This window comes from Limimaricola sp. G21655-S1 (assembly GCF_027213785.1).
Lineage (GTDB): Bacteria > Pseudomonadota > Alphaproteobacteria > Rhodobacterales > Rhodobacteraceae > Limimaricola.
The window spans coordinates 167,368-179,937 of record NZ_JAPWGO010000004.1 but is presented as its reverse complement, the minus strand read 5'-3'; the positions used below and the strand labels follow the sequence as shown (position 1 = coordinate 179,937).

The 12,570-nt window shown below is 66.4% G+C and carries 16 protein-coding genes; 8 read left to right on the top strand and 8 right to left on the bottom strand.

Annotated elements, in window-relative coordinates:
- Nucleotides 1-61: 61 nt before the first annotated feature.
- Nucleotides 62-217: a hypothetical protein gene (locus O4G76_RS06435; protein ID WP_165761362.1), complete on the bottom strand. Its 156-nt coding sequence runs from the start codon at nucleotides 215-217 to the stop codon at nucleotides 62-64.
- Nucleotides 218-328: 111 nt separating this feature from the next.
- Between O4G76_RS06435 and O4G76_RS06430 the strand changes: the two genes are divergently transcribed.
- Both O4G76_RS06430 and O4G76_RS06425 read left to right on the top strand, forming a co-directional pair.
- The gene (locus tag O4G76_RS06430) at nucleotides 329-1,441 is read left to right on the top strand and encodes a pyridoxal phosphate-dependent aminotransferase (protein WP_269396542.1); all 1,113 of its coding nucleotides are present in this window, start codon (nucleotides 329-331) and stop codon (nucleotides 1,439-1,441) included.
- 25 nt (nucleotides 1,442-1,466) lie between these two features.
- Nucleotides 1,467-1,637 carry a hypothetical protein gene (locus O4G76_RS06425; RefSeq protein WP_269396541.1) on the top strand — a complete coding sequence of 57 codons (171 nt, stop codon included), beginning with the start codon at nucleotides 1,467-1,469 and terminating at the stop codon, nucleotides 1,635-1,637.
- On the opposite strand, the gene O4G76_RS06420 is transcribed toward O4G76_RS06425, so the two are convergent.
- Nucleotides 1,634-2,371, bottom strand: a complete 738-nt coding sequence (locus tag O4G76_RS06420; RefSeq protein ID WP_269396540.1) for a carboxylesterase — start codon at nucleotides 2,369-2,371, stop codon at nucleotides 1,634-1,636. The genes O4G76_RS06425 and O4G76_RS06420 overlap by 4 nt on opposite strands.
- A 158-nt stretch (nucleotides 2,372-2,529) precedes the next feature.
- On the opposite strand from O4G76_RS06420, the gene thrS reads away from it, so the two are divergent.
- Nucleotides 2,530-4,482, top strand: coding sequence for a threonine--tRNA ligase (gene thrS / locus O4G76_RS06415; RefSeq protein ID WP_269396539.1), 1,953 nt, complete (start codon nucleotides 2,530-2,532; stop codon nucleotides 4,480-4,482).
- On the opposite strand, the gene O4G76_RS06410 is transcribed toward thrS, so the two are convergent.
- A complete protein-coding gene (locus tag O4G76_RS06410) occupies nucleotides 4,479-4,775 on the bottom strand; it encodes an arsenate reductase family protein (protein WP_269396538.1) in 297 nt (98 codons plus the stop codon). The two genes, thrS and O4G76_RS06410, sit on opposite strands and share 4 nt — an antisense overlap.
- A gap of 99 nt (nucleotides 4,776-4,874) precedes the next feature.
- Between O4G76_RS06410 and O4G76_RS06405 the strand changes: the two genes are divergently transcribed.
- Nucleotides 4,875-5,081 carry a cold-shock protein gene (locus O4G76_RS06405; RefSeq protein WP_269396537.1) on the top strand — a complete coding sequence of 69 codons (207 nt, stop codon included), beginning with the start codon at nucleotides 4,875-4,877 and terminating at the stop codon, nucleotides 5,079-5,081.
- Between the two features lie 218 nt (nucleotides 5,082-5,299).
- On the opposite strand, the gene O4G76_RS06400 is transcribed toward O4G76_RS06405, so the two are convergent.
- Both O4G76_RS06400 and thyX read right to left on the bottom strand, forming a co-directional pair.
- Entirely contained in the window at nucleotides 5,300-5,950 is a 651-nt protein-coding gene (locus O4G76_RS06400; protein ID WP_269396536.1) for a DUF6338 family protein, read from the bottom strand.
- On the bottom strand, nucleotides 5,911-6,825 hold the full coding sequence (gene thyX / locus O4G76_RS06395; protein WP_269396535.1) for an FAD-dependent thymidylate synthase: 915 nt from the start codon (nucleotides 6,823-6,825) through the stop codon (nucleotides 5,911-5,913). The genes O4G76_RS06400 and thyX overlap by 40 nt, the downstream gene beginning before the upstream one ends.
- A gap of 160 nt (nucleotides 6,826-6,985) precedes the next feature.
- Here thyX and O4G76_RS06390 point away from each other — a divergent pair, with 160 nt between their 5' ends.
- The 3 genes from O4G76_RS06390 to O4G76_RS06380 all read left to right on the top strand — a co-directional run bounded on the left by O4G76_RS06390 (nucleotide 6,986) and on the right by O4G76_RS06380 (nucleotide 9,908).
- Nucleotides 6,986-8,038, top strand: coding sequence for a hypothetical protein (locus tag O4G76_RS06390; RefSeq protein WP_269396534.1), 1,053 nt, complete (start codon nucleotides 6,986-6,988; stop codon nucleotides 8,036-8,038).
- Nucleotides 8,038-9,387: a hypothetical protein gene (locus tag O4G76_RS06385; RefSeq protein ID WP_269396533.1), complete on the top strand. Its 1,350-nt coding sequence runs from the start codon at nucleotides 8,038-8,040 to the stop codon at nucleotides 9,385-9,387. The genes O4G76_RS06390 and O4G76_RS06385 overlap by 1 nt, the downstream gene beginning before the upstream one ends.
- A gap of 92 nt (nucleotides 9,388-9,479) precedes the next feature.
- Nucleotides 9,480-9,908 (top strand): VOC family protein, encoded by a 429-nt coding sequence (locus O4G76_RS06380; RefSeq protein WP_269396532.1) that lies wholly within the window; start codon nucleotides 9,480-9,482, stop codon nucleotides 9,906-9,908.
- 33 nt (nucleotides 9,909-9,941) lie between these two features.
- Here O4G76_RS06380 and O4G76_RS06375 read toward each other — a convergent pair whose 3' ends face one another.
- The 3 genes from O4G76_RS06375 to O4G76_RS06365 all read right to left on the bottom strand — a co-directional run bounded on the left by O4G76_RS06375 (nucleotide 9,942) and on the right by O4G76_RS06365 (nucleotide 11,239).
- A complete protein-coding gene (locus O4G76_RS06375) occupies nucleotides 9,942-10,451 on the bottom strand; it encodes a MarR family winged helix-turn-helix transcriptional regulator (RefSeq protein WP_269396531.1) in 510 nt (169 codons plus the stop codon).
- A gap of 96 nt (nucleotides 10,452-10,547) precedes the next feature.
- The gene (locus O4G76_RS06370; protein WP_269396530.1) at nucleotides 10,548-10,853 is read right to left on the bottom strand and encodes a succinate dehydrogenase assembly factor 2; all 306 of its coding nucleotides are present in this window, start codon (nucleotides 10,851-10,853) and stop codon (nucleotides 10,548-10,550) included.
- Nucleotides 10,850-11,239 (bottom strand): helix-turn-helix domain-containing protein, encoded by a 390-nt coding sequence (locus O4G76_RS06365; RefSeq protein WP_269396529.1) that lies wholly within the window; start codon nucleotides 11,237-11,239, stop codon nucleotides 10,850-10,852. The genes O4G76_RS06370 and O4G76_RS06365 overlap by 4 nt, the downstream gene beginning before the upstream one ends.
- Before the next feature lie 123 nt (nucleotides 11,240-11,362).
- Between O4G76_RS06365 and O4G76_RS06360 the strand changes: the two genes are divergently transcribed.
- Nucleotides 11,363-12,565 (top strand): pyridoxal phosphate-dependent aminotransferase, encoded by a 1,203-nt coding sequence (locus O4G76_RS06360; RefSeq protein WP_269396528.1) that lies wholly within the window; start codon nucleotides 11,363-11,365, stop codon nucleotides 12,563-12,565.
- Nucleotides 12,566-12,570: the final 5 nt, after the last annotated feature.

The following is a 12,570-nucleotide window of genomic DNA, read 5'->3' as shown; positions in this document are numbered from 1 at the left end:
CCGCCCCCTTGGCTCGGGACGACGTCGTCATGCTCTCCCGCAGCGCGAGCGCGCCGCGTGGTCAGATGGTTTCGATGAACAACAGCCGGACGGCCAGCGTCAGGACGATGCCGCCGCCCGACAGCAACAGAATCACCCATACAAACTCGAAACCGGTCCGCTCTTCGCCTTCGCTGGCTGCAAAAGCCGATATGAGCGTCCTTAAAATATCACGCATCACTTGAACCACTATCACCTACAGGTTGTTACCGCACGCTAGGTGACGCACGTGCATCGTGCAAGCGTTTGCTGCTTGTGGCGGCGTCGGGGGCGCGGCATCCTCTGGCGCATGATCGATCCGCGCCTTACCCCGCTCGCCGCCTCGCTCCCCGATACCGTGCCCTTCGTGGGCCCGGAAACGCAGGAGCGGCGCATGGGCCGCCCCTTCGCCGCCCGGCTGGGCGCGAACGAAAACGTCTTCGGCCCCGCACCCGCCGCGATCGCGGCCATGCGAAAGGCCGCCGAGGATGTCTGGATGTATGGCGATCCGGAGGCGCATCAGCTGCGCCAGGCCATCGCCGCGCATCACGGGGTGGACCCGGCGCATATCCGGGTCGGAGAAGGCATCGACGGGCTGCTGGGCCTTCTGGTGCGGCTCACCGTCGGGCCCGGCGACTGGGTCGTCACCTCGGAAGGCGGTTACCCGACATTCGATTTCCACGTCACCGGTTTCGGCGGACGGATCGAACAGGTGCCCTATGACGGCGACCGCGTCGATACCAAGGGTTTGGTGGAGCGCGCCGGCTGGACCGGAGCCAAGCTCGTCTACATCGCCAATCCCGACAATCCGATGGGGGGGCTGCACGACGCCGCGACGATCCGCGAGATGATCGAGGCGCTGCCCGCCGATGCGTTGCTGGTGCTGGACGAGGCCTATGTCGAGTTCGCGCCCGAGGCGGAGCGACCCGAGGTCGATCCCGCCGACGACCGCGTGATCCGCTTTCGCACCTTTTCCAAGGCGCATGGGCTCGCGGGCGCGCGCGTCGGCTACGCGATCGGCCCGGCGCCGCTGATCGCGGCCTTCGACCGTGTGCGCAATCATTTCGGCCTGAGCCGGATCTCGCAGGAGGGAGCGCTGGCGGCGCTCTCGGCTCGCGACCATCTCGACCACGTGCTGAGGGAAGTGGCGGCGGCGCGCGCCCGCATCGCGGCGATCGCGCATGACAACGGCCTTATGCCACTGCCCTCGGCCACCAACTTCGTCGCCGTGGATTGCGGCGGCGATGGCGCCTTCGCGCGCCGGGTCATGGAGGGGCTGGCGGCGCGAGGTGTCTTCGTCCGGATGCCGGGCGTTCCGCCGCTGAACCGCTGCATCAGGGTGACCGCCGGGCGCGAGGCCGATCTGGACGCCTTCGCGAAAGCTTTACCACAGGCGCTGGAAGAGGCCCGCATCGCGCCCTAGCTCGCGAGGGGCCAAGGAGGTCGCCATGCGCCAGCCCGCCCCGGACTTCACCAACGCGTTTCTCGCCACCCTCGGCGTGCTGCTCTTCATGGGGCTGCTGACCGTCGCGGCGATCTGGGGCTGGGCCGGGGTGGTCTTCGGCGCACTGGGCTTCGACCGCCTTGCGCAGCCCCTCGCCCGCCGCGCCCGGCGCTAGGCCCGGGCCGAGACCTCCGCCACGCTAGCCGCGATCAGGTCGAGGCAATCGGGGGTCGAAAACCGATGGTCGGCCCCGTCGACCAGAGTCAGCCGCATGTCGGGCCCATCCGCGTGCTCCAAGAGCCGCAAGGCGGTGGCGACAGAGACATCCTCATCCGCCGTGCCTTGCAGGAACCGCACCGGGAAAGGCAGCGGCAGCGACGTGCGCAGCACCAGGTGGCCGCGCCCCTCCTCGATCAGGCGCCGGGTGATCCGCAGCGGATCACCGTAATCCGACGGGTAGTCGAGATAGCCGTCCGCCTCGAAGCGATTGCGCATATCGCCGGTCATGTCCGCCCAGAACCCGTCCTCGGTGAAATCCGGCGCGGCGGCGATGGTGACGAGGCCCGCGACCTTCTCTGGCACGGCGCGCGCCAGCAACAGCGAGATCCAACCGCCCATCGAGGAGCCGACGAGGATCTGGGGCCCCCTCGTCAGTGACAGCGCCGCCGCGGCGTCTTCGGTCCAGTCGCCGATCGCCCCCTCCTCGAAGCTGCCGCCGCTGCTGCCATGGCCGGAATAGTCGAAGCGCAGGAAGGCGCGGCCATTCCTCTTCGCCCAGTCCTCCAGAAAGACCGCTTTGGTCCCCTCCTTGTCGGAGCGGAATCCGCCCAGGAACACCACGCCCGGCCCCTCCCCCGGCGTGAGATCATAGGCGATGCGGCGGCCCTGCGGGCTGGTGAAGTCGGGCATGGTCGTCTCCGTCCTTGGTCGGGGCGCAGCATCGAAGCGCGCGGCCGCAATGACAAGCCCCGCGCTTGACACGCCGGTTCCGCCCGATCATCAAGCCCCGACACACATAACCCGCAACCGGGCGTTCCGTGGGCGCCAAACCGACGAGGAGGCCGAACATGGCCCAGATCTCCCTCACCTTTCCCGATGGCAACAGCCGCGAATATCCCGCCGGGGTGACCGCCGCCGAGGTGGCGCAATCGATCTCGCCCAGCCTCGCCAAGAAGGCCATCTCCGCGAATGTGAATGGCGACCATTGGGATCTGAGCTGGCCGATCCAGCATGACAGCAAGATCGCGATCCACTCGACCAAGGATGCCGAGCCGTCGCTGGAACTGATCCGCCACGCCTTCGCCCATGTGATGGCGCGCGCGGTGCAGGAAATCTGGCCCGACGTGAAGGTCACCATCGGCCCGGTCACCGAGAACGGCTGGTTCTACGACTTCGACCGCTCCGAGCCCTTCACCCCCGAGGATCTCGGCGCGATCGAGAAGAAGATGAAGGAAATCATCGCCAAGTCCGAGCCGATCCGCAACGAGGTGTGGGATCGGGCGCAGGCGCGCGCCTACTACCAGGAGCGCGGCGAGACCTTCAAGATCGAGCTTCTGGACCGCATCCCCGAGGACGCGCCGATCCGCATGTACTGGCATGGCGACTGGCAGGATCTCTGCCGCGGCCCGCATCTGCAGCATCTGGGCCAGCTGCCCGCCGACGCCTTCAAGCTGATGGGCGTCTCGGGCGCCTACTGGTTCGGCGACGTGAGCCGCCCGCAGCTGCAGCGGATTTCGGGCGTCGGCTTCCGCAACCGCGACGAGCTCAAGGCGCATCTGACCATGCTGGAGGAGGCCGCCAAGCGCGACCACCGCAAGCTGGGCCGCGAGATGGACCTGTATCACCTGCAGGAAGAGGCGCCGGGCATGGTGTTCTGGCACCCGAACGGCTGGACCGTCTACCGCGCGCTCGAGGATTACATGCGCCGCCGCCAGAACGCCGCCGGCTACCGCGAGATCCGCACCCCGCAGGTCGTCGACCGCGTGCTGTGGGAGAAGTCGGGCCACTGGGAGGCCTATCGCGAGAACATGTTCATCGTCGAGGTGGACGAGGAAGGCGCGAAGGAAAAGCGCACCAACGCGCTCAAGCCGATGAACTGCCCCTGCCACGTGCAGGTGTACAATCAGGGGCTCAAATCCTACCGCGACCTGCCGCTGCGGCTCGCCGAGTTCGGCTCCTGCCACCGCTACGAATCCTCGGGCTCCATGCACGGGCTGATGCGGGTGCGCGGCTTCGTGCAGGACGACGCGCATATCTTCTGCACCGAGGACCAGCTCGAGCAGGAATGCGCGGACTTCATCGCGCTGCTCGCCTCGGTCTACCACGACCTCGGCTTCGAGAAGTTCGACATCAAGCTCTCGACCCGGCCCGAGACCCGCGTGGGCTCGGACGAGATCTGGGACAAGGCCGAGACCGCTCTGGAAAAGGCGATCCAGAAGGCCGGGGCCGAGTACACCGTCGATCCGGGCGAAGGCGCCTTCTATGGCCCCAAGCTCGACTTCAAGCTCACCGACGCGATCGGGCGCGAGTGGCAGTGCGGCACCTTCCAGGCCGACTTCAACCTGCCCGACCGGCTGGATGCGGAGTTCGTCAACGAAAAGGGCGATAAGGCGCGGCCCGTGATGCTGCACCGCGCGATCCTCGGCTCCTTCGAGCGGTTCCTCGGCATCCTGATCGAGAACCACGCCGGACGCCTGCCGCTCTGGCTTGCACCGCGACAGGTCGTGGTGGCCTCGATCGTCTCGGATGCCGACGACTACGTGCACGAGGTGGTCGCCGCGCTGAAAAAGGCGGGCATCCGCGCCGAGGCCGACACCCGCAACGAGAAGATCAACTACAAGGTGCGCGAGCACTCGGTCGGCAAGGTGCCGGTGATCCTCGCCATCGGCGGCCGCGAGGTCGAGGAGCGCACCGTCAGCCTGCGCCGTCTAGGCGAGAACCGCTCCGAGGTGCTGGCCCTCGACGAGGTGCTGGCACGGCTCAAGGACGAGGCGACGCCGCCGGACCTGCGCCGGGGCTAGAGCCCCTGGCGGTAGCTGCCGCCCTCTTCGATCACCGGGCGTTTCAACAGCGCCGGGTGACCCTCCAGAAGCCCGGCCACCGGCCGGGCTTTTTCGTCCTCGGACAGCCCGCGCCAGGTTGTCGATGACCGGTTGATCGCCTTGTCGCCGAAGGTCGCGACGATCGCCGCGCGCTCTTCCGCGGCGAGCGGTACGGCCCGCACATCGACCAGAACCGGCTCATGCCCCTGTTCCTTCAGCGCCTTCATCGCGGCGCGCGTACGATCGCAGTTCTTCAGCCCGAGAACCCGCATCTTTCCCTCCACTTGTGATTTGCCTTTCCTGCACGCGACCTACTGTCCTTGGCAACCGCAAGGCGTGCGGTCGGACTTCAAGTGACGGGAGTAAGTGCCATGCCGAAGGGCACCGTGAAATGGTTCAACACCACCAAGGGTTATGGGTTCATCGCGCCGGAGGATGGCGGCAAGGACATCTTCGTCCACATCTCGGCGGTCGAGCGCTCGGGCCTCACCGGGCTGGCCGATGACGAGCCGGTGGAGTTCGACCTGATCGAGGGTCGGGATGGGCGCGAGATGGCGGGGAATTTGAGGAAGGTTTAGAAACCCGACAAACACCAAGTTATTTACTTCTTCGGCTTCGCTATAGAGCCTGAACTTGGAGGCTTTCCAGTATTCTGGGGGCCGCCGGGGGCTTGATAACCGCCTTGGTATCCTCTGGTCGCGGGGTGCGTAACAGGCTTAGGCTGCGTTGCTTGACCGCGATATCCTTCACTCAGCGGCTTGTCGCGTTCTCTACCACCTTTAGTCATCGCGTTTCCTTATTGGCTATGCGCTACAAATTGAACCATAACAATATCATCCTCCGAAATCCAGACACCTCTTGCCCGCCCCGGCTCCTCAACTGGATTCCAATTGTAATCCCGGACATCCTGAATATAAATATCCCGCCGTTCGAGATCAGACGATGCAAAAGACAACCCGCCAAAATAGCCGTATATATCTTCGTAGTTTTTCAAGGTAACTACTACCCAAGTCCCCGCCTCTAGTTTACTGAAAACGTAGTCCCAAGCAGTGGGCACAGGGTGAGCAATCTTCAGATTACATCGGGCCGCTATCCTGCTAACATATTCTTTCTGATAAGAAATCCCCAAGGCTGCGCCGATTAGCAACGGGATTCCAAAGAATAGAAAAAATATTGATATCGCCCCAAAGCCAGACCACTTTAAAAAGAACGGCAGTACGGCTGAATAGTATACTGATGATGAAATCAGGAACTCTAAGTACTTGTTCGACGCAATTTCGGCTCCGCCGATGACAAACTTGGATCGCACAAAAGCTATAATGAAACCAGGGGCTAGAGCAGCAATTGTAGTTAGCAACGAGCCTATTGACCCGATGTCAAAAATACTAGAAAAATCCATAAATATGGCTACTCTCCAAATCCGCTGACCTTGCAGAACTCCCGCCACTCCCTGGCGCTCATCCCCGACGTCTCTTGGGTCACTTCCTCCCCAGCGAGCATCCGGCGCAGGCACTCTACACCGGAAGCTGAAAGCGTCACCCCCCCGAGGCGATACTCCTCGAAGGCGCGGTAGGCGGCGGGCACCCAGTCCCTGACCATCTCGCAGATCGCGTCCGCATAGACCCGGATCTCGTATTGCGCATGGCTGTCGGCGCGCAGCCGCAGGAAGTGGAACAGGTTGTGCAGATCCACCTTCCAGTACCACTGCGTGTAGATGTTGGCGGGCAGGTTCATCCGGGCCAGTTCTCGCGCGAGGCCCTGCTGGCCCTCATCCGAGATCATCTGCTCGTAATGGTCATAGGCGCGGTGCGCATCCTCGCGCAGCCAGTCGAGCACGCGGGCCGATTCCTCCGGGCCCAGCACATCGCCCCGGCCCTGGTTGTTCTGGCTCGACTGCGCGGCAAGGTCCTCAGGCCTTGGGATGTAGAACTCCCGGTCGAGGATCGAGTAGCGGGCGGAGTATTCGTTGACGTTGGCGGTGCGGTGGCGGATCCACTGGCGGGCGACGAAGACCGGCAGCTTCACGTGCAGCTTCAGCTCGCACATCTCGAACGGCGTCGAGTGCCAGTGCCGCATCAGGTAGCGGATCAGCCCCTCGTCGTTCTGCACCGACTTGGTGCCGCGCCCGTAGCTCACCCGCGCCGCCTGGCAGATCGCGGCGTCGTCGCCCATGTAGTCGATCATCCGCACGAAGCCGTGGTCGAGCACCGGATGCGCCTTGTAGAGATGCTTTTCGGCACCCTCGGAGACGGCGCGCAGCGTCTGTCGGGGGGTGGCGCGGAGATCCTCGATCTCGGCGCTCTGCTCGGGCGTCAGCGGCATGGTCGTCTCCTGTAACTCGTGGCTTGCGCCTGCATAGCCCCGTGGCCGGATTGGAACAATCGCCGAGCCGCCTGCCCGCGCGCCCGGCCCATGCGTTGACAGCCCCCACCCGGCCCCGGATGGTCGGGATCAAAGAGCCTCAGGCCGAAGGGCAGCCCCGATGATCCGACCACTTTCCATTGCCGCATTGCTGCTGCTCGCCGCCTGCGGCGACGGCCAGCCCTTCGAGTTTTCCGAAGAGGAAGTGACGGAGGAGGACGAGGAAGAGGAGGAGACCGGCGGCTTCGACGGCGACGGCACGCCGCCCGAGGGCACCGAAGGTCCCAAGGCCGGGCCCGACGAGTCGATCTTCCGCACCGAGGCCGAGGATGGCGAGGGCGGCGGCTTCGTCACCGAGGTGGTCTACAACGCCGCGAGCGACAGCTTCACCGTCGACAACATCGCCTTCGACGGCGACCGGCCCTATCAGCGGCAGGACGGCTTCGACAGCCTCGCGGGCTATGCGCTCTATGCCAGTGTCGGCACGCCCGACGACGATCTCGTCGTGCGCGACCCGGTGATCGATCCGCGCACCGGCGAGACGGTCGATCAGTTCGACTACCGTGCGATCTACGGTGTCAGCCGCGACCAGGTCCGGGTCGACGGCAAGCTGGAACCGCGCTCGCGCTTTGCCATCGTGCGCACCGGCAGCTATCGCAGCTACGGCTTCGGCGGCTTTCTCTACGAGCGCAATGGCGGCGTCGAGCTGCCGCAGAATGGCCAGGCGGTGTTCGCGGGCGATTATGCGGGGATGCGCGTCTTCTCCGGCGCCGGCGGCCTCGAATACACCACCGGCGACATCGAAATCGCCGTGGATTTCGAGGATTTCAATTCGGGCGAAGGGGTCCGCGGCGTGATCGACAACCGCCAGGTCTTCGACTCGAACGGCAACCTCCTGTCGCTGGGTGGGGGCGACGAGGCGCTGGTCGCGCCGACGCTGGTCTTCGATGTCGGCCCCGGCGCGCTGCGCGCCAATGGTGAGATCGGCGGCACGCTGTCGAGCCGGCGGACGCTCGAGGACGGCACCGTCGAGACCTATGAATCCGGCACCTATCTGGGGATCATCGGCGGCGAGGCCGAGGAGATCGTCGGCATCGTGGTGATCGACTCGGATGACCCGCGCTTCGACGACGTCACCGCGCGCGAGACCGGCGGCTTCATTGTCTACCGCTGATGCGCCTCGGGTCGCTCTGCCTCGCGGCCGCGCTCTGGCTCGGCGCCTCTGTCATGGCCGCGCCGGTGGAGATCGGCCCGGACGCGATGCGCCGCCTCGCAGCCGAGGCGCTGGCGGCGGGTGAGGTCGAGACCGCGCAGGCGCTGACGCGAGCGCTGCTGACGCGCGATCCCGAAGACGCCACGGCGCTGATCCTCGCGGCGGAGGCGGCGGTGCGAGCCGAGGATTGGGCCGACGCGGCGCGGCTCGCAGCCGCGGCGCATGGTCGGGTCGAGGGGCCAGCGCGGTTCCGCGCGGCGCGTCTCGCGGCCTTCGCACTGACGCAGCAGGGCCGTTTTACCCGCGCCCAGATCTGGCTGCGCCGCGCCAGCCCGGACGCCCCCGACGCCGCCGCCCGCGCCGGGCTGGCCGCGGATTACCGCGCCGTGGCGGCGCGCAACCCGCTGGCGTTGCGGCTCGGCTTCGGCGTGGCGCCCTCCTCGAACGTCAATGGCGGCAGCCGTTCCGAGACGCTGAGCCTGCCGGGCCTGCCGGTGGAGCTGGAGCTGTCCGGCGCGGCGCGGGCGCTGTCGGGCACGGCGGTGACCGGGTCGGCCGGGGCGCGCTACGGGATCGCCGCCCCCGCCCTGCCCGGCCCGGCCTGGATCGACCTAGAGGCGGAAGGGCGCGGCTACAGGCTCAGCGACAGCGCACGCCGACAGGCCCCGGAAGCACGCGGCGCGGATTTCGCCCAAGCTACGTTGCGGCTCGGGCTGACGCAGCGGTTCGCGCGCCCAGAGATGCCGATCGATCTTTCGGTGGAGGCGGCGCGCCACTGGTACGGCGGTGACCCCTATGTCGACACGCTGGGCCTCGGGCTGGCCCGGCCGTTGCTGCGCCGCCCACGCGCGCGCCTCGATCTGGCGCTCGCCGCCCAATACAGCGACCGGCTCGACACCGGAACCGATTGGTGGACGCCGACCCTGAGGCTGGCCTGGTCACAGCGCCTCGACAATGCCGACAGCCTAGGTCTGAACGCGCGGCTGCGCCGCCAGACCGGCGATACGCCCGATCTGGCGCATGACGGGCTGACGCTCGGAATCGATTACGACGTCGCCAGACCGCTGGGCCCCGCACGGCTCGGCTTCGGCATCGAAGTCGAATGGCGCGATTATCCCGAAAGCCGCTACAGCTTGGACGGCCGTCAGGACGCTGAGCTGCGGCTCGAGGGCCGGATCGCCCTGCCCGGCCAGGAGCGCTATGGCTTTTACCCCGAGATCGGAATCGAGACGCGACGCAGCTGGTCGGATGTCGATCTTTTCGACGAAGAGGCCGTGACCCTCAGCCTCGGCCTGCGCTCCGCCTTCTGAACCTTCTGAGCCTGCCGCACTGGCATCGCACGTGTCGCGTGCTAGGCTCCGCCGCGTCGCGCAAGACCGCGCATGAGAGGGAGACCGCCGCGATGGCATTGAAATATCTGCACACCATGGTCCGGGTGAAGGATCTCGAGAAGAGCATGGCCTTCTACGAGCTTCTCGGCCTCAGGGAGACCAGTCGCAAGGAGAGCGAGGGCGGCCGCTTCACCCTCGTCTTCATGGCGCCCCCCGGACAGGAGGAATGCCCCCTCGAGCTGACATGGAACTGGGATGGCGACGACGGGCTGCCTTCCGACAGCCGTCATTTCGGGCATCTCGCCTATCGCGTGGACGACATCTACGAGACCTGCCGCCATCTGCAGGAGAACGGGGTGACCATCAACCGCCCCCCGCGCGACGGGCACATGGCCTTCGTCCGTTCGCCCGATAACATCTCGATCGAGCTTCTGCAGGCCGGAGACGCGCTGGCGCCGCAGGAACCATGGGCGAGCATGGAGAACACCGGCCACTGGTAGGCCCGTTCCGCTCGCGCCGGATTGGCGTGGGGGTCAGTAGATATAGCGGATCTGCTCGGTCCAGTAGCGTTCGATCCGCCGCAGCGACATGGTGATGTCGTCGATACCGGACTGGTCGAGCACGCCGCGAGACAGCATGCCCGCGGCGTGGCTTGCGAAGAGCTTGTCGACGATGTCGCGGATGCGCCGCCCCCGTTCGGTCAGCCGCACGCGGACCGAGCGCCGGTCGATCTGGCATCGCTGGTGATGCATGTAACCCGCCTCGACCAGCTTCTTGAGATTGTAGCTGACATTGCTGCCTTGGTAGTAGCCGCGCGATTTCAGCTCGCCCGCCGTGACCTCGTTGTCGCCCACATTGAAGAGCAGCAGCGCCTGCACCGCGTTGATCTCGATCACGCCTATGCGTTCGAATTCATCCTTGATGACGTCGAGCAGCAGCCGGTGCAGCCGCTCCACCAATGTCAGGCTATCGAGATAGCTCGCCATGAAGGCCGTGTCGCGCGCCCCGCGCAGCGCCGGTTCCAGGGAGGAATGCACGCTCATCGTCAACTCTCCGTTCTGCCCGCCCGAAGGCAGGAATGTCGGAGAATGACGAAGAAACGGTTAAATTGCGCGACCTTGCACCTGCGCGGCCCTGCCTCAGCGGGGCCGGGTCACGCCGCGCGCGCCATCTGCGATCTCGGCCACGAGCGCCGCGTAGCGTTCGGGCACCGGCAGGGAACCGGCGATCCAGCCATAGATGTCGTGGTCGTTTTCCGAAAGCAGCCGATCATAGAGCGCGAGCCCCTCATCCGACATTTCCGAGAGGCGACGGGTGGCGAAGTCCTGGAGGATCAGGTCCATTTCCTTGATTCCGCGCCGCATCGAGCGCATCCGCAGCCGCCGTTCGCGGGTCTCGCGCGGCTCGTCCAGCGGTGCAGCGGGTTCGATCGGCAACCCGGTCACGAGGTAACCTCGCCGACGCGCTTCAAACGCTTCTCCAGCGTCGCCATGCGCTCGGCCGCCTGCATCATCTCGGCGCGCAGCACCCGCATTTCCGAGAGGATCTCCGAAAGCGCCGGGGGCGGCGTCTCGGTCGAGGCCGGCGCCTCGGGTCCGTCACCACGACCGGTCAGCAGCCAGCTCAGCGACACGTTGAGCATTCCCGCCAGCATCTGCAGCCGGTTGGCGCGCGGCTCGTCCATGTCGTCTTCCCAGGCCTGCAGCGTCCCGACCTCGACCCCGAGCCGCGTCGCCAGCGCTTCCTGGCTGAGCCCGGCCCCCTCGCGCGCGCCTGCCAGCCTGTCGCCGAAGGTGGCGGCCGTCTCGCTGTAATAGCCTTCGTCCTGCATCGCGCATCCTCCTGCCCAGCGGCCGCTTGATGGCGGCCCGCCCCCGCCATATGACACTGGCGGGGCGCGGTTTCCAGTCACGGGCGCGACCTATGACACCCGACCAGCGACATCGGAGCCGCCATGCCCTTTCTGTCCGACACCCTCGCGCGGGTGAAGCCTTCGCCCACCATCGCCATGACCAACAAGGCGGCCGAGCTGAAGGCGCAGGGGCGCGACATCATCGGCCTCTCGGCCGGCGAGCCCGATTTCGACACCCCGGCCAACATCGCCGAGGCCGGGCGCCGCGCCATCGCCGAGGGCAAGACCCGCTATACCGCCGTCGACGGCATCCCCGAACTGAAACGCGCGATCTGCGCCAAATTCAAGCGCGACAACGATCTCGACTATGCGCCGAGCGAGGTCAGCGTCGGCACAGGCGGCAAGCAGGTGCTCTACAACGCGCTGATGGCAACGCTGAACCCGGGCGACGAGGTGATCATCCCCGCCCCCTACTGGGTCAGCTATCCCGACATGGTGCTGCTTGCCGGCGGCACGCCGGTCACCGTGGCCTGCGGGATCGAGACCGGCTACAAGCTGACGCCCGAGAGCCTCGAGGCGGCGATCACGCCGAACACCAAGTGGCTGCTGTTCAACTCGCCCTCGAACCCGACCGGCGCCGGCTACAGCCATGACGAGCTGAAAGCGCTCACCGACGTGTTGCTGCGCTACGACCATGTCTGGGTGATGACCGACGACATGTATGAGCACCTCGCCTTCGGCGATTTTCGCTTCACGACGCCCGCGCAGGTCGAGCCCGGCCTCAAGGATCGCACGCTCACCGTCAACGGCGTCTCCAAGGCCTATGCGATGACCGGCTGGCGCATCGGCTATGCGGCGGGGCCCGAACCGCTGATCCGCGCCATGGCCAAGCTGCAGTCGCAATCCACCTCGAACCCCTGCTCGGTGAGCCAGTGGGCCGCCGTGGAGGCCCTCGACGGGCCGCAGGACTTCATCGCCCCGAACAACGCGGTGTTCCAGAGGCGGCGCGATCTGGTGGTGGCTGGGCTGAACGCCGCGCCCGGCGTGACCTGCCCGGTGCCAGACGGGGCCTTCTACGTCTATCCCGACATCTCGAGCTGTATCGGCAAGACCAGCGCCGGCGGCACGGTGATCGCCGATGACGAGGCCTTCGCCACGGCGCTGCTTGAGGAGGAAGGCGTGGCCGTCGTATTCGGCGCGGCCTTCGGCCTTTCGCCGAATTTCCGGGTCAGCTACGCTACCTCAGACGCGGCGCTGGAGGAGGCCTGTGCCCGCATCCGCCGCTTCTGCGAGGGGCTGCGATAACCCGA

Bases quoted from the DNA above. Each gene is read 5' to 3' on its own strand.
- O4G76_RS06425 (WP_269396541.1), top strand. From the start codon at position 1,467: ATGCGCCAGCCCGCCCCGGACTTCACCAACGCGTTTCTCGCCACCCTC.
- O4G76_RS06375 (WP_269396531.1), bottom strand. From the start codon at position 10,451: ATGAGCGTGCATTCCTCCCTGGAACCGGCGCTGCGCGGGGCGCGCGAC.
- O4G76_RS06365 (WP_269396529.1), bottom strand. From the start codon at position 11,239: ATGCAGGACGAAGGCTATTACAGCGAGACGGCCGCCACCTTCGGCGAC.
- O4G76_RS06380 (WP_269396532.1), top strand. From the start codon at position 9,480: ATGGCATTGAAATATCTGCACACCATGGTCCGGGTGAAGGATCTCGAG.
- O4G76_RS06410 (WP_269396538.1), bottom strand. From the start codon at position 4,775: ATGCGGGTTCTCGGGCTGAAGAACTGCGATCGTACGCGCGCCGCGATG.
- thrS (WP_269396539.1), top strand. From the start codon at position 2,530: ATGGCCCAGATCTCCCTCACCTTTCCCGATGGCAACAGCCGCGAATAT.
- O4G76_RS06405 (WP_269396537.1), top strand. From the start codon at position 4,875: ATGCCGAAGGGCACCGTGAAATGGTTCAACACCACCAAGGGTTATGGG.
- thyX (WP_269396535.1), bottom strand. From the start codon at position 6,825: ATGCCGCTGACGCCCGAGCAGAGCGCCGAGATCGAGGATCTCCGCGCC.
- O4G76_RS06430 (WP_269396542.1), top strand. From the start codon at position 329: ATGATCGATCCGCGCCTTACCCCGCTCGCCGCCTCGCTCCCCGATACC.
- O4G76_RS06435 (WP_165761362.1), bottom strand. From the start codon at position 217: ATGCGTGATATTTTAAGGACGCTCATATCGGCTTTTGCAGCCAGCGAA.
- O4G76_RS06360 (WP_269396528.1), top strand. From the start codon at position 11,363: ATGCCCTTTCTGTCCGACACCCTCGCGCGGGTGAAGCCTTCGCCCACC.
- O4G76_RS06385 (WP_269396533.1), top strand. From the start codon at position 8,038: ATGCGCCTCGGGTCGCTCTGCCTCGCGGCCGCGCTCTGGCTCGGCGCC.
- O4G76_RS06420 (WP_269396540.1), bottom strand. From the start codon at position 2,371: ATGCCCGACTTCACCAGCCCGCAGGGCCGCCGCATCGCCTATGATCTC.
- O4G76_RS06390 (WP_269396534.1), top strand. From the start codon at position 6,986: ATGATCCGACCACTTTCCATTGCCGCATTGCTGCTGCTCGCCGCCTGC.